Annotated in this window: 18 protein-coding genes; 13 read left to right on the top strand and 5 right to left on the bottom strand. The window is 63.7% G+C overall.

From position 1 onward, the window contains the following. Positions 1–58: 58 nt before the first annotated feature. Entirely contained in the window at positions 59–439 is a 381-nt protein-coding gene (locus tag IVB42_RS37340; protein WP_204510894.1) for a nuclear transport factor 2 family protein, read from the bottom strand. 167 nt (positions 440–606) lie between these two features. On the opposite strand from IVB42_RS37340, the gene IVB42_RS37335 reads away from it, so the two are divergent. From IVB42_RS37335 to IVB42_RS37305, 7 genes are all read left to right on the top strand, one after another. Next, positions 607–2,364 carry an MOSC and FAD-binding oxidoreductase domain-containing protein gene (locus tag IVB42_RS37335; RefSeq protein ID WP_247398340.1) on the top strand — a complete coding sequence of 586 codons (1,758 nt, stop codon included), beginning with the start codon at positions 607–609 and terminating at the stop codon, positions 2,362–2,364. Between the two features lie 15 nt (positions 2,365–2,379). Then, positions 2,380–2,976, top strand: coding sequence for a redoxin domain-containing protein (locus IVB42_RS37330; RefSeq protein WP_247398342.1), 597 nt, complete (start codon positions 2,380–2,382; stop codon positions 2,974–2,976). A gap of 50 nt (positions 2,977–3,026) precedes the next feature. Continuing rightward, entirely contained in the window at positions 3,027–4,493 is a 1,467-nt protein-coding gene (locus tag IVB42_RS37325; RefSeq protein WP_247395864.1) for a PLP-dependent aminotransferase family protein, read from the top strand. Between the two features lie 73 nt (positions 4,494–4,566). Beyond that, on the top strand, positions 4,567–5,193 hold the full coding sequence (locus tag IVB42_RS37320) for an FMN-binding negative transcriptional regulator (RefSeq protein WP_018459369.1): 627 nt from the start codon (positions 4,567–4,569) through the stop codon (positions 5,191–5,193). 92 nt (positions 5,194–5,285) lie between these two features. Further along, the gene (locus IVB42_RS37315; protein ID WP_018459370.1) at positions 5,286–6,113 is read left to right on the top strand and encodes a class II glutamine amidotransferase; all 828 of its coding nucleotides are present in this window, start codon (positions 5,286–5,288) and stop codon (positions 6,111–6,113) included. 21 nt (positions 6,114–6,134) lie between these two features. Then, a complete protein-coding gene (locus IVB42_RS37310) occupies positions 6,135–7,361 on the top strand; it encodes a carboxylate-amine ligase (protein ID WP_026233789.1) in 1,227 nt (408 codons plus the stop codon). A 572-nt stretch (positions 7,362–7,933) separates the two neighbouring features. Beyond that, on the top strand, positions 7,934–9,073 hold the full coding sequence (locus tag IVB42_RS37305) for a glucuronate isomerase (protein ID WP_247395866.1): 1,140 nt from the start codon (positions 7,934–7,936) through the stop codon (positions 9,071–9,073). A 6-nt stretch (positions 9,074–9,079) separates the two neighbouring features. Here the strand turns inward: IVB42_RS37305 and gor are convergent, their stop codons facing one another. The 3 genes from gor to rpiA are packed head-to-tail and all read right to left on the bottom strand — an operon-like array spanning position 9,080 to position 11,758. Further along, positions 9,080–10,468 carry a glutathione-disulfide reductase gene (gene gor, locus IVB42_RS37300; protein ID WP_018459374.1) on the bottom strand — a complete coding sequence of 463 codons (1,389 nt, stop codon included), beginning with the start codon at positions 10,466–10,468 and terminating at the stop codon, positions 9,080–9,082. Between the two features lie 55 nt (positions 10,469–10,523). After that, positions 10,524–11,042 (bottom strand): DUF2059 domain-containing protein, encoded by a 519-nt coding sequence (locus IVB42_RS37295; RefSeq protein WP_085352730.1) that lies wholly within the window; start codon positions 11,040–11,042, stop codon positions 10,524–10,526. A 2-nt stretch (positions 11,043–11,044) separates the two neighbouring features. After that, positions 11,045–11,758 (bottom strand): ribose-5-phosphate isomerase RpiA, encoded by a 714-nt coding sequence (rpiA, locus tag IVB42_RS37290; protein WP_085352729.1) that lies wholly within the window; start codon positions 11,756–11,758, stop codon positions 11,045–11,047. Positions 11,759–11,924: 166 nt separating this feature from the next. Between rpiA and IVB42_RS37285 the strand changes: the two genes are divergently transcribed. The 5 genes from IVB42_RS37285 (at position 11,925) to IVB42_RS37265 (ending at position 16,817) form a co-directional block, all read left to right on the top strand. After that, positions 11,925–12,614 carry an HAD-IA family hydrolase gene (locus tag IVB42_RS37285; RefSeq protein ID WP_247395868.1) on the top strand — a complete coding sequence of 230 codons (690 nt, stop codon included), beginning with the start codon at positions 11,925–11,927 and terminating at the stop codon, positions 12,612–12,614. A 137-nt stretch (positions 12,615–12,751) separates the two neighbouring features. Then, complete coding sequence (locus tag IVB42_RS37280; protein ID WP_247369144.1) at positions 12,752–13,249, top strand: hypothetical protein; 498 nt, start codon at positions 12,752–12,754, stop codon at positions 13,247–13,249. A 107-nt stretch (positions 13,250–13,356) separates the two neighbouring features. After that, complete coding sequence (gene moaA, locus IVB42_RS37275; protein ID WP_085352728.1) at positions 13,357–14,382, top strand: GTP 3',8-cyclase MoaA; 1,026 nt, start codon at positions 13,357–13,359, stop codon at positions 14,380–14,382. 170 nt (positions 14,383–14,552) lie between these two features. Next, positions 14,553–15,134: a TRAP transporter small permease subunit gene (locus IVB42_RS37270; RefSeq protein WP_018459380.1), complete on the top strand. Its 582-nt coding sequence runs from the start codon at positions 14,553–14,555 to the stop codon at positions 15,132–15,134. A gap of 27 nt (positions 15,135–15,161) precedes the next feature. Beyond that, positions 15,162–16,817 carry a TRAP transporter large permease subunit gene (locus IVB42_RS37265; protein ID WP_247395870.1) on the top strand — a complete coding sequence of 552 codons (1,656 nt, stop codon included), beginning with the start codon at positions 15,162–15,164 and terminating at the stop codon, positions 16,815–16,817. A 78-nt stretch (positions 16,818–16,895) separates the two neighbouring features. Here IVB42_RS37265 and IVB42_RS37260 read toward each other — a convergent pair whose 3' ends face one another. Continuing rightward, a complete protein-coding gene (locus IVB42_RS37260; RefSeq protein WP_085395849.1) occupies positions 16,896–17,984 on the bottom strand; it encodes a TRAP transporter substrate-binding protein in 1,089 nt (362 codons plus the stop codon). 280 nt (positions 17,985–18,264) lie between these two features. On the opposite strand from IVB42_RS37260, the gene IVB42_RS37255 reads away from it, so the two are divergent. After that, on the top strand, positions 18,265–19,566 hold the full coding sequence (locus tag IVB42_RS37255; protein WP_247395872.1) for a M20/M25/M40 family metallo-hydrolase: 1,302 nt from the start codon (positions 18,265–18,267) through the stop codon (positions 19,564–19,566). The last annotated feature ends 32 nt before the right edge of the window (positions 19,567–19,598 follow it).

Below are 19,598 nucleotides of genomic sequence, written 5' to 3'. Positions count from 1 at the left end.
CAGCGTACTGGATTCCCCGCCTGCGCGGGGAATGACAGCGGAGTGCGGAGCACTCAGCCTACCCCACCTGCTCGACAAGATGCGCCCGCGAGGGCGACGGCTCGAACCTGTCGCCGAAATATTGCGTCTCGTGCGCCACAAGGTCGTCGCGGAATTCCATGATACTCACGACGTAAGACGGCACCCCGTCATAGGTCAGCACGAATTCGCTCACCCAGAGATCGTTACTGCCGACGATCCGCCGAACCGTGAAGCGCTTCTTGTTCGGCTGCACGAACCGGCTCTCTTGAATCTTCCTGCGACCGCGGATGCGCTCGCCGGACTGCGGATAGTCGAGCACCGCGTCCTCGCGATAGATGTCGTGCTCGGCCTCGAAATCGTTCGCATCCGAAGCATCCCAATGGCGCTGGAGCGCGGCCAGCTTGCCCTGATCATCCATCGTGATCTCCCGTTGTACCGACTGCGTTTACGTTACGCATTTCAAATTGGCCTCAGGGCCGCCGGTGGCAAGGCTTGCTCGCAACGTCTAACAACGACTAACGAGCCAAAAACCCCATCCGATGCAATGATGACGGCAGAACCGCGCAGCCAGATCGGGAACACGCAATGGCACGTCTGCTTTCGGTCAATGTCGGCCTGCCGCGCGACGTCGCTTGGCAGGGTCGGACCGTCCACACCGGCATCTGGAAGGCACAGGTCACAGGCCCGCGCAGGGTGCGCCGGCTCAACATCGATGGCGACGGCCAGGGCGATACGGCCGGTCATGGCGGCGAACATCGTGCCGTATTCGTCTATCAGGATGAATCCTACCGGTACTGGCAGGAGCATCTGGGTCGATCGAACCTCGTTCATGGCCAGTTCGGCGAGAACTTTACGGTCGAGGGCCTCGCCGACACCAACGTGTGCATCGGAGACCGCTACAGGATCGGCTCCGCGGTGTTCGAAGTGACGCAGCCGCGCGTCACCTGCTACCGGCTCGGCATTCGCATGGACGAGCCGGACATGGCTGCGCTGCTGGTCAGGCACGGCCGGCCCGGGTTCTATTTTCGCATGATCGAGGAAGGCGACGTGGAGGCGGGAGACGAGATCAATCAGGTCGCCACCGGGCCCGAGCGCATGAGCGTGTTCGAGATCAATGCGCTGCTTTACCTGCCGCCTCATCCGCGCGAACGCCTGGAGCGCGCGCTGCGGATTCCCGCGCTGAGCCGCGGCTGGCGCCGTTCTTTCGAGGCGCTGCTCGAGCAGCAGAAGGACAACAAGACCGCGGGAAACGCCGGGCTTGGGCCGGCGGCGAGCCCAGCTCCGGCCTGGCGCGGATTCCGCTCCTTTCGCGTGGCGCGAAAGATCGCCGAAAGCGGCAACGTGACGTCGCTGATCCTCGAACCCGCCGACGGACATCCCGTGGCGGCCGCCCTGCCCGGTCAATTCGTCGTCATCAAGCTCGAGCCCTCCGGTGCGCAGGCGATGACACGCAGCTATTCGCTGTCGGGCGGCGCCGATGCCGCGTCCTATCGCGTCAGCATCAAGCGCGAAGTTCACGGCGCCGCCAGCCGTTACATTGCCGACGAGCTGCTGGCCGGCGCTGCCGTGCAACTAGGTGCGCCACGCGGCAGTTTCACGCTCCGGCAAGATGCACGCCCCGTCATCCTGTTGAGCGCCGGCATCGGCGTCACCCCTTTGCTCGCAATGCTTCACGCGCTCGCCGCCGAAGCGACGACGCGGGACGTGTGGTGGCTGCACGGCGCTCGCAATGGCCGCGAACATGCGTTCGCCGCCGAGGCGCGCGAATTGCTAGGTGGGCTCTCTCGTCACCATAGCCACGTCTGCTACAGCGCGCCTGACCCGGACGATCGTCTCAATGTGGCGTTCGACACAGCCGGACATCTCGACGCACGCCTGCTCCAGACCCTGAGCGTGCCGCGTGACGGCGATTTCTATCTGTGCGGACCGGCAGGTTTCATGAACGATCTGAAAGCTGGCCTCACCACGTTGGGCGTCGCACCGGATCGCATCCACACCGAATTGTTCGGCGCCGGACCGTCCTTGACGCCCGGCATAGCGTCCTCCCCGCAGAAGCGGGCGCACCCGCCGATCGGTGCCCCCGGCCCCGGCCCGATGGTTTCGTTCGCCCGGAGTGGCCTCAATGTCCGCTGGGGACCATCCTATGCCAGCCTGCTGGAATTGGCCGAGGCGTGCGACGTCCCCGTGCGCTGGTCGTGCCGGACCGGCGTCTGCCACAATTGCGAGAGCGGGTTGATCGCGGGGACGGTTGACTATGCGCCGGATCCGCTCGATCCGCCGGCGGACGGCAATGTCCTGATCTGCTGCTCACGACCCCGAAACGACGTCGTGGTTGATCTGTAAAAGTGGGAGAGCGCAATGCGACCTGACATGATGCCGGGAGTAACCTTCCCGGATTACGAACTCAGCGACCACACCGGCAAGCACCGGAAGCTCTCCGAACTGCAGGCGGGCGATCCAATGGTGCTCGTGCTCGGCCGCGGCGGATTTTGTCCCAAGGATCGTCGCCAGGCCGAAGGCTTGCTGCAACTCCATGGCGAGATGGAGGTGGGCTATTGCCGGATGGTCACGATCACGACCGACAACATCACCCAGACCAGCGAATATCGCAGCGGCGTCGGAGCGCACTGGCCCTTTCTCTCGGATTCGCGGCGCCTCGTTCAGAAGGATCTCGACATCGCCGAATACACCGACCCCGTCCACAATCCGATGATTCCGCACGTGATCGTGCTCGAGCCCGGCCTCGTCATTCACAAGATCTACAACGGCTACTGGTTCTTCGGCCGTCCAACCGTCGAAGAGCTCCGCCAGGACCTCAGGGCAGTCGGCATGAAGTGCCGGCCGGATTGGGACATCGCGGCGCCCGGCCTCAGGGCACTGTGGGACCAGGGCCGCAGGGAGCATTTTCATCCCTACGGCAAGGCTTACGTCGAAACTCTCGGCGAACGGGACTAGAACCACATTCCGACATCGTCCGCTCGGGCGAATGCCGGTTCGGAATGTGGATGATCCAGATGAAGACCAATCCCGCGCCCCGTGCCGACCGCATGGGCGCGCGCCAGATCTACGAAGTCCTGCGGGATCAGATCATGGCACGGGTGTACGGGATCGACGGGGTGCTGCCGTCCTCCCGCGCGCTGGCCGGTGAGATGGGCGTGGCGCGCTCGACCGTCACGATCGCCTACGAACAGCTCGCCGCCGAAGGCTTCATCGAAACACGCCATGGCGCGCGACCGCGCGTGGCTCGCGCCGTCGTCGAGCGAGGACGCACGCGCGTAGTGTCGCGGCCGTCGGCGCGGAAGGTGCGGCTGTCGGCCTTCGGGAACCGGTTGCTTCAAGACCCGCCGCGCTGGTCTGAGCCGCCGCGCGGGCTGGTCGCGAACTTCCGCTATGGCGAGCTCGCGCCGTCGGATTTCCCGGTACTGGCATGGAAAAAGGCCGTGACCGCTGCGATGGCGCGCAAGCCCGAGCGGCTGGCCTATGACGATCCCTGCGGGGCGCTGCGGCTGCGGACCGCGCTTCAAGGCTATCTCTGGCGGTCGCGTAGCGTCCGCTGCGAGGTCGATCAGATCGTCGTCGTCAACGGCTCGCAGCAGGGCCTCGACATCTGCGCGCGCCTGCTGCTCGATGCCGGCGACCGCTTCGTGATGGAGGATCCCGGCTACCAGATGGCGCGGCATACTTTCGCAGCGACGGGCGCCGAGACGATCCCGATTCCCGTCGACGTGGATGGACTGGAGACAGCGCGGCTCGATGGCGTCGAAGCCCGCCTCGCCTATGTCACGCCGTCGCACCAATATCCGCTCGGCGGCGTCATGCCGATCGGCCGCCGGCACCAATTGCTCGCCTGGGCCAGGGCAAACGACGCCTATGTGATCGAGGACGATTACGACAGCGAGTATCGCTACGATACCAAGCCGATCCCGCCGCTGCACGCGCTGGAAGGCGGCGGCAATGTGATCTATCTCGGCACCGTCTCCAAGACGCTCTCGCCGACCTTGCGGATCGGCTTTCTGGTGGTGCCCTCCGCCCTGCGATCCCTGATCGCCGCCGCCAAGCAGATCATGGACCGGCACACGCCGCTGATCGAACAGGGCGCTCTCGCGTCGATGCTGGAAAGCGGCGCCTATGACGGCCACATCAGGCGCGTGCGCCGGCGCAACGCCGAACGCCAGCGGGCGCTGCTCGACGCGCTTCGCCGCAGGTTCGGGGACCGCGTCCGGATCGAGGGCACGGCCGCCGGCCTGCACATCGTGGCGTGGTTCGACGACCTGCCGCAGAAGCGAGAGGACGCGTTGATCAAGGCGGCCCATGCAAAGGGCGTCGGCATCTATTCCGTCTCTGCGCTGTTCGTCGGACCTCGCCGACCGCGGAAGACGGTCGGCCTCGTCATGGGCTATTCGGCATTGGAGGTGGCACAGATCGAGCGCGGCTGCAGGCTTCTCGCACAAGCCGTCGCCGAACTGGACTGATCAAATAGACGATAACTGGCAGTTTCTTACAGGCCAGATTCCGGCTATCTCCAGAGCAACACCGGAGATAGACATGTACATCCCTCCCGCCTTCAAGGACGACATCGAGAGCATCCGAGCGACCATTCGCGGCGCCCGCCTCGCCAGCCTGGTCACGGCTACCAGCGAAGGCCCCGTCGCCACGCCGCTGCCGCTGCTTCTCGACGAGAGCGAAGGCGAACATGGCGTGCTGTACGGACATGTGGCGAAAGCCAACCCGCAATGGAAACTGCCGCCGATCGGAGATGCGCTGGCGATCTTCAGCGGTCCCGACGCCTATGTGACGCCGTCCTGGTACGCGACCAAGCAGGAAACCGAAAAGGTCGTGCCGACCTGGAACTACGTCGCGGTGCATGCCTACGGCCCGGTCGAATTCTTCCAGGAGCCCGAGCGCCTGCTCGACGCCGTGACGCGGCTCACGAATAGGCATGAAGGATCGCGTGCAAAGCCGTGGGCCGTTACCGATGCCCCCGAAGATTTCATCGCAACTCAGCTGCGCGGAATCGTCGGCGTGCGGATTCCCGTCGTGCGGTTCGAAGGCAAGCGCAAGATGAGCCAGAACCGTCCCGAGGCTGACCGTGTCGGCGTCGCGCAAGGTCTCGCAGCGAGCGAGAACGCTGGTGATCGCGAGGTTGCGCCATTGATTCCGGTTCCGGTTTAGTAGCCACTTGGTTCCCGACACTCGCTGTCGGGAACCATCGTCCTGTCAGGTTCGTTGATACATTTCAGCAAGCATCTCCTGACGGAATTCCTATGTGCCGCTGGATCGCATACCGGGGCGAGACCACGTCCTTCGAGCCCTATGTCACCGAGCCCGAGCATTCGCTCATCGCGCAAAGCATCCGCTCGCTCCAGTCGACGGCGGGCTCGAATGGCGACGGCTTTGGTCTCGGCTGGTACGGTGAGCATCCGGAGCCTGGTCTTTATCGTGAAACACGCCCCGCTTGGTCGGACGAAAATCTCCGCTACCTCTGCCGCCATTTGCGCTCGCATCTGTTCTTCGCCCATGTGCGCGCCGCCACCGGCACGGCAGTGACGCGGCAGAACTGCCATCCCTTTGCCTGCGGCCAGTGGATGTTCATGCACAATGGTTTCGTCGGCAGCTGGAATCGCCTACGGCGCAAGGTCGAGGCGCTGATCCCCGATGCCTACTACCCCTCGCGGACAGGCACGACCGATTCGGAAGCCGTGTTTCTCGCCATGATGGGCGCGGGTCTCGACGCCGATCCGCTCGGCGCAACGCATCGCGTGCTGCGAGCCCTCGTCGGCCTCGTCAACGAAGGCGAGCTTCGTGAGCGGCTACGCTTCACCAGCGCCATCGCCAACGGCCGGGATCTCTATGCCTTCCGGGTTGCGGTCAACGATGCCGCCAACACGCTCTATTTCCGCGAGGCTGGCGGCCAAGTCATCGTCGTCTCCGAGCCGTTCGACAAGGAAACAGACTGGACGGAAGTGCCCGCGAATCACGCGCTGGTCGCACGTGCGTCCGAGAGCGCGAAAATTGTTCCGTTCGATCTTGCAATTTCCAGTGAGGTCGACGCGGAACCCGCTCCTGCCAGAAGGATTATCGCCCGCGGGTAAATACCTTGGCCGGGTGGCACGATGACATTGGCGTCAGACGTCTTGAAACTGCTGCGGCTTGATTCCTCCGAGGACAGGCAGCACCTCGTCATTCGCTCGGCCGGCGGACGCGGCAAGGCTGCGGAATATTCGTTCGGTATCGAGGAGGAATACTTCCTCGCCGATCGCCGCAGCCTGGAGGTCGCGATCCAGACCCCCAATGAGCTATTCGAATCTGCGAATTGGTCGACAGGCGGCCAGGCGATGCGGGAGATGTTACAGTCGCAGCTCGAGGTCGCCACCAACGTGCATGTCGACGTCGCCGACGCGCGCGAAGAGCTTCGCTTCCTGCGTCGCGAAGTCGCAAACGTCGCGGCACAATACGGCTTCGTGATCATGGCCTGCGGCACGCACCCGACCGCGGTCTGGCGCATGTCGCAGCCGAGCCCGAAGCCACGCTACGAGGAGATGATTGAGGATCTGCGCAGCATCGGCCACCGCAACCTGATGTGCGGCATGCACGTGCACGTCCAGTTGCCCGATCCCGAAAAGCGCATGGCGGTGATGCGAGCGATGCTGCCGCATCTGCCCTTGTTCATCGCCCTGTCGGCCTCCTCCCCGTTCTGGAATTCACACAAGACCGGACTGAAGGGCTATCGGCTCGCCGCCTATTCCGAGCTGCCGCGCACTGGCCTGCCCGAATTATTCGAGAGCCGGCAGGATTACGACGAATATGTCGGCGCGTTGCAGCGCTCGGGCGTGATCCCCGATGAAAGTCACATCTGGTGGGCCATGCGCCCCTCGATGAAGCACCCGACCCTCGAGCTGCGTGCGCCCGATACCTGCACCTTCGTCGACGACGCCGTTGCCATTGCCTCGCTCTATCGCTGCCTGACCCGCTATCTCTACCTGCGACCTCATCTCTCGAAAGAGGTCACCGCGGTCGAACGCGCAATTGCGGTGGAAAACAAATGGCGCGCCCAGCGCTACGGCACCGATTGCATCTTTGCCTCCAAGGACGGGCCGGTCGAGATCTCCGAGCTGCTCTCCCGTGTGATCGAGGACATCGCCGAAGACGCCGCCGCGCTGAACTGCATGGCCGAGGTCGAACACTGTCGCACCATCGTCGAACGCGGCAGCTCGGCCGAATTCCAGCTTCGCGCCTTCCGCGACAATGCGGAAGACATCGCCGCCGTGTCGCGCTGGATCGCAGACGCGACGATCTCGGGCACGAGCACCCCCGCCGCAGGCGTTCCCGCGCCTTCATAGCGCCCGCGCAAGCTTCGCGAGCAACAATGTCGGTCCTGAATGCGTAAGGTCGCGGAGAGAACGATGAATCACGTCAAATGTTGCGCTGGCTGTGGCCATGGCCTCATTCCGATGCTCTCGGCCAAAGGGCGCGCGGAGCTCAGCTGCCTCTGGTGCGAGCTCATCGAGGCGCGTGCAGTGGACATGGCGAAGTGGGCTGACAGCCCGTACGGCAAGCCCGAGCGGACCGTCCGTCGAGCTTTCGAATGAACGGCTTCAGACACCCGGCCGCCGACTTCTCCTGATCGGCGCAGCTGCGCATCCGCGCCAGAATGCCGCCAAATTAGACAAGACACGTCTCGTCACCAGGATTGCAGACTGGGCGAACATGGCCATGCAGGCTGGTCAAGCGTGTCATCTAACCTCAAGTGCAACCTCGATTTTTCATCGCGTGGCGGCGAGTCGCAAAGCCTTGCGTGCCGCGCACCGCCTCGACTGGCCTAAAATTCGCAAGGCAGCATCAGGCCTGATCCCCTGCTCTCAGCAAGATGCGTGCGCCGAGACAGGGTGAGCGGGCCAGATCGGAGAATGCCATGAACGTGCATGCCACCGGCGATCTCAAATTCACCGGCCTCACCCGCCCGGACGGCGCGCCCCTTCGCCTCAACGATCAGGAGTTCGTGGCGATCGATCGCGACCGGAATGCGAAGTTCGAGGCAACGTACCGGCCGCAGGCCCTCTACAATCGCGCCAACGAGGGTTTCCACGCCAACAACGAAACCTTCCTGCTGCACGAGGTCGCGACCAATCTGCCGATCTATCTGCCCGACACCGGCCCTACCGACTTCCATCTTCATCTGCCGCCGGGCGGCTTTCAGCTCGTGCTGGTCACGTCGGGCGCGTTCACGTTCGACCATGACGGGCGCTTCTATAATGTCGGCCCCGGCGCGGTGATGCTGCAAAGCGCGATCGTGCACCGACAGCTGTTCTACACCTGGTCGGGACTGTCGACCGAAGAGAATCTGAAGACGCCGCAGACGGTGGTGCCGGATCCAATCTCGATGGGCTATTCGGGCAAATTCCTCGAAGCCTTCATCACTGACCCGACGACGTTTCCAAACCCGACCATCGTCGGTCCGGACCAGATCAACGAAGCCGAGACGCCGCGGGTGGCATGGAGCCACTCTCTGCATGATCGCCCGGTCGATGCAGGCTTCTGGCTCCAGGACCCCTTGGCGCTGGATGCGCTGTTCAAGCCGCTCACCGACAGCCCGATCAAATCGGCCATGCCGGTTTACGTGCGCGATATCGGGATCGAGGCTCCGAGCGGTCACCTCGTCGCCGGCCACATCATCGCAACCGATCCGCGCGGCCAATCGCTCTTGTCCAAGAGCACGTCGTCAGCGGCGGACACCACATGTTTCGCCAAGGGCGAGGTCGTGATCTACCGCGTGATCCGCGGCACGGCCGAATTCAGGAACAAGACTGGCGAGACCTTTGAGCTCGCGGCCGGCGATGTGGTGACGGCGGGCAAGAACGCCACAAGCCTCGTCGGTGTTGGTGAGAACACGCAGGTCCTTCGGCTCGGCCTTCTCAAGGGCATGAACGACCTCCGCAGCTGGACGCCGACGCAACGCGACGAGATCGACGGCCTCGCCGGTCAGATCATCACGCAGAAGGACATCCGTCCGCTGCGCACCGAGGGCAAGCCGGTCGGATACCTGTACGGCTGAGCGGAGTTACTCCGCCGCTTGGCGGACGTGGCGGGCGGTCGGGGTGCGCATGGTGACGAGCTCTTCGGACGCGGTCGGATGCAGCGCGATCGTCGCGTCGAAATCGGCCTTGGTCGCCTTCATCTTCACCGCAATCGCGACTGCCTGCGTGATCTCGGCTGCGGCATCGCCGACGATGTGACAGCCGAGCACACGGTCGGTTGAACCATCGACGACGAGCTTCATCAGCACGCGGGTATCGCGGCCCGACATCGTCGCCTTGATGGGCCGGAACGTGGTCTTGTAAATGTCGATATGGCTGAATTGCGCGCGGGCTTCCGTCTCGGTCAGGCCGACGGTGCCGACCTCCGGCTGCGAGAACACGGCGGTCGGGATGTTGGCGTGATCGACCTGCACCTCGCGCTTGCCGAACACGCTGTCGGCGAACGCATGGCCCTCGCGGATCGCGACCGGCGTCAGGTTGAAGCGATGGGTGACGTCGCCGATCGCGTAGATGCTGTCGACCGAGCTCTTGGAGAAATGGTCGACCGCGATGCCGCCGTTCCGCGGGTTGATGGCGACGCCGGCCTTCTCCAGGCCGAGATTGGCGACCGCGGGATGGCGGCCGATCGCGAACATCACCTGGTCGGAGGCAAGGCTCGATCCGTTCGACAGATGCGTGGTGAATTCCTCGCCGTGCCGATCGACCTTCGTCACCGTGCAGCCGGTCAGGATGGTGATGCCCTGCTTCTCCATCTCGGCGCGGACATGGGCGCGAACATCCTCGTCGAAGCCGCGAAGAATGTTGTCGCCGCGATAGATGACTGTGACGTCGGAGCCGAAGCCGGCGAAGATGCCGGCGAACTCCAGCGCGATATAGCCGCCGCCCTGGATCACGATCCGCTTCGGCAGCTTGGCCAGGTGAAACGCCTCGTTGGAGGAGATCACGTGCTCGATGCCGGGAATCGGAGCGCCGTGATTGGGCGCGCCGCCGGTGGCGATCAAAATGTATTTTGCAGTGATCTTCCGGTCGTTCTCGAGCAGGCGGACGGTGTGCTTGTCCTCGATCACCGCGCGGCTCTTGACGATTTGCGCGCCCGACTTCTCGACATTGGCGGTGTAAGCCGCCTCCAGACGCGCGATCTCCTTGTCCTTGTTGGCGATCAGCGTCGGCCAGTCGAAGGTCGCAGACGGAACGGTCCAGCCAAAGCCGGCGGCGTCCTCGATCTCGTGGCGGAAATGCGAGCCGATGACGAACAGCTTCTTCGGCACACAGCCGCGGATCACGCAGGTCCCGCCCATGCGGTACTCTTCCGCGATCATGACGCGGGCGCCGTAGCCGGCCGCGATGCGGGCGGCGCGCACGCCGCCCGAACCGCCACCGATGACAAAGAGGTCGACGTCGAATTCAGCCATTGTCCACTCCGACCTCTTTCAGAACATGATCCGGATTCCGATCAGATAGGGACTGTCAGATCTCCTTGCCACGCTTGCGCATCTCGGCGCGGAAGGCACCCATCACGGTCTCGGAGAAGTTCTGAGCCCAGGAGTTCATGAAGGCCATGCTCAGCCCGATCGCGCGCGGCTCGGCTTCGATCAGCTTCTTGCCCAGCGGCGACTTGTAGAAGGTGACGAGATCCTTCAGCTCCTGCTCGGTGAACTCGCTGGCATAGACCTGCGCCATGCCTTCTCCGATCTCCTTTTCGCGGCCTGCCAGCTGCTGGTTGACGACCCCGGCGACCTCGGTGAGATCCTTCTGATAGTTGAGGTTCTGCTGGATCAGCGCGATCCTGGTCTTATCGACCAGGCCGGGCACGGCGTTGGCATACATCGCACTGGCGTTCTTGATCGCGAGGATCTCCTTGGCGGCCGCGATGGCCGTCGGCGACGATTTCGGCGGAGCCGCCTGCTGGGCCCCGGCCGGGGCGACCGAGAGGGCCAGTCCCACAGCGAGGGTCGCGACCGGCAACAATTTCAAAACGCTCTTCATTCCTAGTCTCCTTTCGGCTTTCGCCGTTCAATCACGCGAATTCCCTCGCCACCCGCCAAGACAGCCGAGCTGGCCAAGCCGATGAACAAACCATGCTCGACGACGCCGGGGATCGCGCTCAACGCCGTGGCGAGGCGGGCGGGATCCTCAATCTTTTCGAGCTGGGCATCGAGGATCCAGTGGCCGCCATCGGTGACGAAAACGTGGCCGTCCTTGCCGTTGCGGACCGCCATCTGCCCGGAAACGCCGCATTCCGCAAACGCCTTCTCGATCGCGCGACGCGTTGCGCCGAGCCCGAACGGGATGACTTCGACCGGCAGCGGAAAGCCGCCGAGTGTCGGCACCCATTTGGTGTCGTCGGCAATCACGATCATGCGATCCGAGGCGGCCGCCACGATTTTCTCGCGCAACAGCGCGCCGCCGCCGCCCTTGATCAGATTGAGTTCGGGATCGATCTCGTCGGCGCCGTCGACGGTGATGTCGAGATGATCGATCTCATCCAGCGTGGTCAGCGGCACGCCGCAGCGGATTGCATCGAGACGCGTCGCCTCGGAGGTCGGCACGCCGATCACTTTCAGTCCGGCGCGGACCCGCTCGCCGAGCAGCTCGACGAAATGTTTTGCAGTCGAGCCGGTACCGAGCCCGAGCTGCATGCCGTCACGGACGTCCTCGAGGGCGCGCGCCGCAGCCTGCCGCTTCAACTGGTCCATGTTCACGTTTGCGCCGTCCCTGAATTACGAGTGTTAGGCTTGCGGCGGCCTGTGTAGCCTCGTTTTCCCTCGGAGAACAGGGTCTGGGGGAACAGGCCTCCGGCCCAGCTTATAAGGTGATCTTATGGCTTCGGCCCTTGCGCGGGCGGGGCCGGGCCGGTAGCGCTGGACCATGACCCCCTCCCACACCATCGTCTTCGATCTCGACGGCACGCTTGTGGATACCGCGCCCGACCTGATCACCGCGCTCAATTACGTGCTCGACCGCGAAGGGCTGCCGCCCGTGCCGATGGCCTCGGCCCGCAACATGATCGGCGCCGGCGCCCGCAAGCTGATCGAGCGGGGGCTGGAGGCCGAGGGCCGCAGCGTCACGGTGGCCGACATGGACCGGATGACGGCCGATTTCATCGGCTATTACGCCGACAATATCGCCGTCGAATCCCGGCCGTTCGAGGGGCTGGAGGCCGCGCTCGACCATTTTGCAGCCCAGGGCCATCGCCTCGCGGTCTGCACCAACAAGCTGGAATGGCTGTCGAAGCGCCTGCTGGACCAGCTCGACCTGAGCCGGCGCTTCGCTGCGATTTGCGGCGCCGACACTTTTGGCGTGCAGAAGCCCGATCCGACCATTTTCCGCGAAACGGTGGCGCGGGCCGGCGGCGAGGTCAAAGCCAGCATCATGGTCGGCGACGCCGGACCCGATGTCGGCGTGGCCCGGCGCGCCGGAGTTCCCGTGATCGGGGTCAGCTTCGGCTATACGGACGTCCCGATTGCCGAGTTGAAGCCGGACCGGCTGATCCATCACATGCGCGACCTGCCGGCCGCCGCCAGCAGCCTGATGACCGCGCAGGCAGCTCTCAAGTAGCTGAGATAGCTTAGTTATTCCACGGAATCCGGCGTTAACCATCTACTAACTATGTGCGGCCGGCCGGTTGCTCGGTCGGAACGACACTCCTAAGCTTGTCCGGGGATGTGGCGGTTCGTCGCAATAAGTGGATGGTCATGCGTCGTGTCATCGCGATTGCGCTAGCTGGGGTCAGTCTCTTGGGAGCAGCGAGCCTTGCCGGCTGCTCCTCGATGTCTTCGACGTCCTGGGACATGTTCAAATCGGCCCCGCCGACCGTGCAGGTCCGGCTCGAATCCAATCCCCCGGGTGCTGACGCCACGACCTCACTAGGTGCCGGCTGCAAGACGCCCTGCTCCGTCGCGGTTCCCGCCCCCGACGCCCCCTTCACGGTCGCTTTCGCGCTGCCGAAATACCAGCCAGTAAGCGTGCCGGTGAACGTCATCAGGAATCCCGGTGACTTCACGACCCCCGCCTCGATCACCACCGACCCCAACCCGGTTTTCGCGGAGCTCCAGCCGGCCGTTCCGCCAAGACCGGTCCGCAAGCCGCACCGCCCGAAGAAACCGAAACCGGCGGCGGCCGCGGTCGCCCCGGCTGCTGCCGCACCGGCTGCGGGCTCGCCTTTCCCCGATCCTAACGCGGGCAAGCGCTGACCTCCGTCATCCCCCAATTGTCTCTGACGCATTCGATGCTTAGATTGCTTCCAGGACACCGCTGAAGCAAAACTGCTCGCGTTGCCGCAAGTGACAAGGCATTTGGTATGAACGGACTTTCCGCGAGCCCCCTGTCGAGCACGATGACCGATCCGTTCGGACGGACCATCTCGTATTTGCGCGTCTCCGTCACCGACCGCTGCGACCTGCGCTGCTTCTACTGCATGTCCGAAGACATGACGTTCCTGCCCAAGGCGGACCTGCTGACGCTGGAGGAACTCGATCGGCTCTGCTCGGCCTTCATTGCCAAGGGTGTGAAGAAGCTGCGGCTCACCGGCGGCGAACCGCTGGTCCGCCGTAACGTGATGACGCTGGTGCGCTCGCTGTCGCGGCATCTCAAGAGCGGCGCGCTGAGCGAGCTGACGCTGACCACCAACGGCACCCAGCTTGCGAAACATGCCAGCGAGCTCGCCGATTGCGGCGTCCGCCGCATCAACGTCTCGCTCGACACGCTCGACCCGCAAAAGTTTCGCGAGATCACCCGCTGGGGCGAGATCGACAAGGTGCTGGAAGGCGTCGAGGCGGCACGCGCCGCGGGCCTCGCGGTCAAGATCAACGCCGTGGCGCTGAAGAACCTCAACGAGGATGAACTTCCCGACCTGATGCGCTGGGCCCACGGCAAGGGCATGGGGCTGACGCTGATCGAGGTCATGCCGATGGGCGAGATCGGATCGGGACGAATCGACCAATATCTGCCGCTGTCGCTGGTGCGCGCGCGCCTTGCCCAGCAGTTCACGCTGACCGATCTGGCCGAGAGCACCGGGGGGCCGGCGCGCTATGTCAGCGTCGCCGAGACCGGCGGCAAGCTCGGCTTCATCACCCCGATGACCCATAATTTCTGCGAATCCTGCAATCGCGTGCGCGTCACTTGCACGGGAACGTTGCACACCTGCCTCGGCCACGAGGATGCCTCCGATTTGCGCAAACCTCTGCGTGCATCGGACGACGATTCGCTGCTTGCGGATGCGATCGACCGCGCCATTGGGCTGAAGCCCAAGGGCCACGATTTCATTATCGACCGCCGCCACGACCGCCCCAGCGTCTCCAGGCACATGAGCGTCACCGGCGGCTAACATCGGCTGGCCGGCCGCGGCTTATTCCCCTTAACTATCAACAAACTTCCGATTGACTGGCGGCACGCTCGCTGGTTTGGTGCGGCAGCCTCATGCCTGCGCGGCGAGACAAGCCAACGCGCCCACTCGGCGCAGTCAAGACGGCCGGGGCAAATCGGGGAGGACCAATCTTGCAAGCGCTCCTGAAGCTGAGCAATGGAATTGACGCGTTCACACGTTGGACGGGCAAACGTCTGGCTTGGCTGATCCTGCTCGCCGTCGTCATCTCGGCGCTGAATGCGATCATCCGAAAGACATTGGACACGTCCTCCAACTCGTGGCTCGAGCTGCAATGGGTGCTTTTCAGCATCGTGTTCCTGCTGTGCGCGTCCTGGACGCTGCTCGACAACGAGCACATCCGGATCGACATCTTCAATAGCATGATGCCGAAACGGGCTCGCAACATCATCGACATCATCGGGCACATCTTCTTCCTGATCCCGCTGACCGTTGTCATGATCGTGACCGGAATACCGTTCTTCCTGCGCTCGCTCCAGATCAACGAGCAATCCGGCAATGCGGGCGGCCTGCCACAATGGCCGGCAAAAGCGCTGATCATGATCGGCTTCGCCCTCCTGCTCGTTCAAGGCATATCCGAGCTGATCAAGCGAATCGCGATCATGCGCGGCATGATCCCGGACCCACACGAGTCGCAGGTGTCCGCACTGGAGGCCGAGGTCGAGCACCTCGTCGAAGCGATCGAAAAGAAGTAGCCGTTGGCGACGGTTTAGGGGGAAGTCATGACCGCGTTTATTATCGCCAATCTGGCGCCCATCATGTTCGCGACGCTCGTGATCGTGCTGCTGCTCGGCTATCCGGCGGCATTTTCGCTCGGCGCCGTAGGCCTGTTCTTCGCCATCATCGGCGTTCAGCTCGGACAATTTCACCCGGACTTTCTCCAGGCCCTGCCGGAGCGCGTCTACGGCGTGATGAACAACGACACGCTGCTCGCCATTCCCTTCTTCACCTTCATGGGACTGGTGCTCGAGCGCTCCGGCATGGCCGAGGATCTGCTCGACACCATCGGCCAGTTGTTCGGCACCATCCGTGGCGGCCTCGCCTACGCGGTGGTTTTCGTCGGCGCCCTGCTTGCGGCGACGACCGGCGTCGTGGCGGCCTCGGTGATCTCGATGGGCCTGATCTCGCTGCCGATCATGCTGCGCTACGGCTACGACCGCCGCGTGGCGACCGGCATCATCGCGGCCTCCGGCACGCTGGCGCAGATCATTCCGCCCTCACTCGTCCTGATCGTGATGGCCGACCAGCTCGGCAAGTCGGTCGGCGACATGTACGAGGGCGCATTCATTCCGGGCCTGGTGCTCGCCGGCCTCTATGCAGGTTACGCGTTCCTCGTGACCATGATTTTCCCGAAGGCGGCGCCGGGTCTTCCCAAGGAGGCGATCGGCTTCCGCGAGGAGAGCGGCGACCGCGGCCTCAAGTCGCTCGGCGTGCTGTTCCTGGCGAGCTGCGTCTTCGGCTGGTTCATGATGCGGAATTCGGAGACACACGGCGCCGACTTCGTCGTGCTCAGCATGTTCTTCGGCATTCTCTTCGCGTTCTTCGTCGCCATCGCGAACTGGGTCCTCGACAAGCTGACGGGCTACCGCTTCCTCTCGAAGATGGCGCAACAGACCACCTTCGTCATGGTGCCCCCGCTATTCCTGATCTTCCTGGTGCTGGGCACGATCTTCATCGGCGTCGCGACGCCCACCGAAGGCGGTGCAATGGGTGCAGCCGGCGCCCTCATTCTCGGAGCCGCGAAGCGGCGGCTGACCTGGGACCTGATCCGACAGGCCACCGAATCGACGGCGAAGCTGTCCGCGTTCGTCGTCTTCATCCTGGTCGGGGCACGCGTGTTCTCGCTCACCTTCTACGGCGTCAGCGGCCATGTCTGGGTCGAGCACCTGCTGACATCCCTGCCCGGCGGCCAGATCGGCTTCCTGATCTTCGTCAACGCCTTCGTGTTCGTGCTGGCGTTCTTCCTCGACTTCTTCGAGCTTGCCTTCATCGTGATCCCGCTGCTCGGGCCGGCTGCCGAGCATCTCGGCATCGACCTGATCTGGTTCGGTGTCATCCTCGGCGTCAACATGCAAACGTCATTCATGCATCCGCCGTTCGGATTTGCGCTGTTCTATTTGCGCTCGGTCGCGCCGAAGGAGCGCTATACCGACCGCGTCACCGGCAAACGCATGGAGCCGGTCACGACGGGACAGATCTATTGGGGTGCGGTGCCGTTCGTCGTCATCCAGCTCGTCATGGTGCTGCTCGTGATCATGTTCCCGTCGATGGTGATGCACTACAAGGGTGTGCAGTCCACCGTCGATCCCAACAGCATCAAGATCGACATTCCCCAGATCGATCTGCCGCCGCTCGACTTCGGCCAGCCGAAGCAATAGCGCCCGGCCCGCCTGCAAAAAAGAACCCGGAGCGAAAGCTCCGGGTTTTTTCGTTTGGGCCGATCGTGCGCTCTGCGATCAGCTCTGCGAGTTGCGCGCCATGAAGTTGTCATAGCCGACTTCGGCGACCTGGAACCACTGATATCCGTTGTTCGAGAACGCGGTCAGCGATTCGTAGACCTTCTTGAAGTCCGCGTTGGTAGCCGAGACTTCGGTGTGCAGCTCCTTTGCCGCCTTGAAGCAGGCTTGCATGACCTCGGGCGAGAACGGATGCAGCTTGGCGCCGGCCGCGAGCAGGCGCCGCAACGCCGGTGGATTGGCCTGGTCGTACTTCGCCATCATCCAGTTGTTGGCGTAGTGCCCCGCCTGCTCGAGGATGCTCTGATAGTGCTTCGGCAGAGCATTCCACTTGTCCTGGTTGACGAAGGCGAGCAGCATCGGCCCGCCTTCCCACCAGCCCGGGAAGTAATAATGCGGCGCGACTTTCACGAAGCCGAGCTTCTCGTCGTCATAGGGCCCGACCCATTCCGCTGCGTCGATGGTGCCCTTCTCCAGCGCCGGATAGATGTCGCCACCGGCGATCTGCTGCGGCACCGCGCCGAGTTTGGCCATCACTTTTCCGGCGAAGCCGCCGATGCGGAATTTCAACCCGCTGAAGTCCTGGGGCGTCTTGACCTCCTTGCGGAACCAGCCACCCATCTGACAGCCGGTGTTGCCAGCAAGCAGCGAGACGACGTTGTACTTCTTGTAGAACTCGTTGAGAATCTCCCTGCCGCCGCCCAGCATGTACCAGGCCTGGTTGATGCGCATGTTCGGTCCGAACGGCACGGCCGAGCCGAAGGTGAAGGTCGGGTCCTTGCCGAAATAATAATAAGACGCGGTGTGGCCGATTTCGCAGGTGCCGTTCTGCACGGCATCGAGCACCTGAAGGCCCGGCACGATCTCGCCGCCGGCAAATGTCTGAATCTGGAATTTGTTGTCGGTCGCTTCCGCGACCATCTTGGCCATCATCTCGGCGCCGCCATAGAGCGTGTCGAGCGATTTTGGCCAGCTCGTCGGCATGCGCCATTTGATCTCGGGCGTCGTCTGCGCGATCGCTGGAGCGGCGAGCGTGGCGACACCCGCCGCACCAAGCCCGGTGACCTTGATGAAATCTCGTCTTTTCATGATTTCCTACCCTGATGGATTGTGACGGTGGGCCTTCTTGCCGAGGCTTGGAGGCCAGCATGGAACATGTGTCGTCCGATTTCCATCCCTCACGATGTGAGGGACGAAAATGCCCAGCTCCCGCGCCATCCGGTCCTACGACTTTAGGCTTAGACGGCCCGCGGCCCTGGCCGTTCCCATCACGCCCGCCTCGGCCGGGCATGACGGGCGCGCCGGGCACGTGACAAGCGCCGGAAACACGGGCATACCGCGCCATTCCCCCAACCTAAGGCCGCCACGCATGTCGCGATCCTACCCTGCTCCATCGCTCGTTGGTTCGTTGATCGCGTCGCTCTGGCTGGGATGTGCGGCAATGCCGGCGCATGCTGAGCTGAGCGCGAATGTCATGGCCGACGTCCATGCGTTGGCGCAAAAGGAGCAGCAGCCGCTGCTCGACACGCTGCGCGATCTCGTCAGCATCGAATCCGGCAGCAAGGATGTCGAAGGCCTTAACCAGATCGCCGAGCGCGTTGCCGGCCAGCTCAAGCAGCTGGGCGGCACGGTGGAGATCCTCGAACCCACCGACGTCTATCGCCTCGACGACACACCCGAGAAGATCGGCCCGGCCGTACACGCCGTATTCAAGGGCACCGGCAGCAAGAAGATCATGCTGATCGCCCACATGGACACCGTGTACCTGAAGGGCATGCTGAAGGATCAACCGTTCCGCATCGACGGCGACAAGGCCTACGGCCTCGGCATTGCCGACGACAAGCAGGGCGTCGCGCTCATTCTTCATACCGTGGCGTTGCTGCAGAAGCTGAGCTTCCGGGACTACGGCACGCTCACGGTGCTCACCAATGGCGACGAGGAGATCTCCTCACCGGGCTGGCGCAGCACCATCACCAGGTTCGCTGCGGATCAGGATGTGGTGTTCTCCTTTGAAGGCGGCGGTACCGACGGCACGCTGCGGCTGGCCACCAGCGGCATCGGCTCGGCCTATCTCACGGTGCAGGGCAAGTCGTCACATGCAGGCTCACGGCCCGAGGGCGGCGTCAACGCGCTGTACGAACTCTCCCACCAGCTGCTGCAGATGAAGGACCTGTCCAAACCAGAGCAGGGCCTGAAACTGAACTGGACGGTCTCCAAGGCCGGCACCAACCGCAACGTGATCCCCGCGGAGGCCACGGCCCAGGCCGACGCACGTGCACTTAAGGTCACCGATTTCGACGAGCTCGAGAAGACACTGCAGGAGAAGATCAAGAATCACCTGCTGCCCGAGTCCAAGGTCGAGCTGAAATTCGAGGTGCGCCGTCCGCCGCTGGAGGCCAACGACGCCTCACGTCGAGTCGCGGCCCACGGCAAGACGATCTATGAGGAGATCGGACTGCCTCTCAAAGTCGACGAGAAGGCGACCGGCGGCGGCACCGACGCGGCGTTTGCCGCACTCAAGACCAGCGGAGCCGTGGTCGAAGGCATGGGTCTGTCGGGCTTCGGCGCGCATTCCAACGACGCCGAATATGTCAAACTCGACAGCATCGTGCCGCGTCTCTATCTGACCACGCGCATGATCATGGATTTGTCCACCGGCAAGCTGAAATAGCCGTCGCTTTCGCCTTCTCCCCTCATGTCCGC

The sequence above is a fragment of the Bradyrhizobium sp. 45 genome (assembly GCF_023073155.1).
Taxonomy (GTDB): domain Bacteria; phylum Pseudomonadota; class Alphaproteobacteria; order Rhizobiales; family Xanthobacteraceae; genus Bradyrhizobium; species Bradyrhizobium canariense_D.
Note: the sequence above shows the minus strand (reverse complement) of the source record. Positions and strands in the feature narration are given on the sequence as shown.

Bases quoted from the DNA above. Each gene is read 5' to 3' on its own strand.
- IVB42_RS37340 (WP_204510894.1), bottom strand. From the start codon at position 439: ATGGATGATCAGGGCAAGCTGGCCGCGCTCCAGCGCCATTGGGATGCT.
- IVB42_RS37335 (WP_247398340.1), top strand. From the start codon at position 607: ATGGCACGTCTGCTTTCGGTCAATGTCGGCCTGCCGCGCGACGTCGCT.
- IVB42_RS37330 (WP_247398342.1), top strand. From the start codon at position 2,380: ATGCGACCTGACATGATGCCGGGAGTAACCTTCCCGGATTACGAACTC.
- IVB42_RS37325 (WP_247395864.1), top strand. From the start codon at position 3,027: ATGATCCAGATGAAGACCAATCCCGCGCCCCGTGCCGACCGCATGGGC.
- IVB42_RS37320 (WP_018459369.1), top strand. From the start codon at position 4,567: ATGTACATCCCTCCCGCCTTCAAGGACGACATCGAGAGCATCCGAGCG.
- IVB42_RS37315 (WP_018459370.1), top strand. From the start codon at position 5,286: ATGTGCCGCTGGATCGCATACCGGGGCGAGACCACGTCCTTCGAGCCC.
- IVB42_RS37310 (WP_026233789.1), top strand. From the start codon at position 6,135: ATGACATTGGCGTCAGACGTCTTGAAACTGCTGCGGCTTGATTCCTCC.
- IVB42_RS37305 (WP_247395866.1), top strand. From the start codon at position 7,934: ATGAACGTGCATGCCACCGGCGATCTCAAATTCACCGGCCTCACCCGC.
- gor (WP_018459374.1), bottom strand. From the start codon at position 10,468: ATGGCTGAATTCGACGTCGACCTCTTTGTCATCGGTGGCGGTTCGGGC.
- IVB42_RS37295 (WP_085352730.1), bottom strand. From the start codon at position 11,042: ATGAAGAGCGTTTTGAAATTGTTGCCGGTCGCGACCCTCGCTGTGGGA.
- IVB42_RS37285 (WP_247395868.1), top strand. From the start codon at position 11,925: ATGACCCCCTCCCACACCATCGTCTTCGATCTCGACGGCACGCTTGTG.
- IVB42_RS37280 (WP_247369144.1), top strand. From the start codon at position 12,752: ATGCGTCGTGTCATCGCGATTGCGCTAGCTGGGGTCAGTCTCTTGGGA.
- moaA (WP_085352728.1), top strand. From the start codon at position 13,357: ATGAACGGACTTTCCGCGAGCCCCCTGTCGAGCACGATGACCGATCCG.
- IVB42_RS37265 (WP_247395870.1), top strand. From the start codon at position 15,162: ATGACCGCGTTTATTATCGCCAATCTGGCGCCCATCATGTTCGCGACG.
- IVB42_RS37260 (WP_085395849.1), bottom strand. From the start codon at position 17,984: ATGAAAAGACGAGATTTCATCAAGGTCACCGGGCTTGGTGCGGCGGGT.
- IVB42_RS37255 (WP_247395872.1), top strand. From the start codon at position 18,265: ATGTCGCGATCCTACCCTGCTCCATCGCTCGTTGGTTCGTTGATCGCG.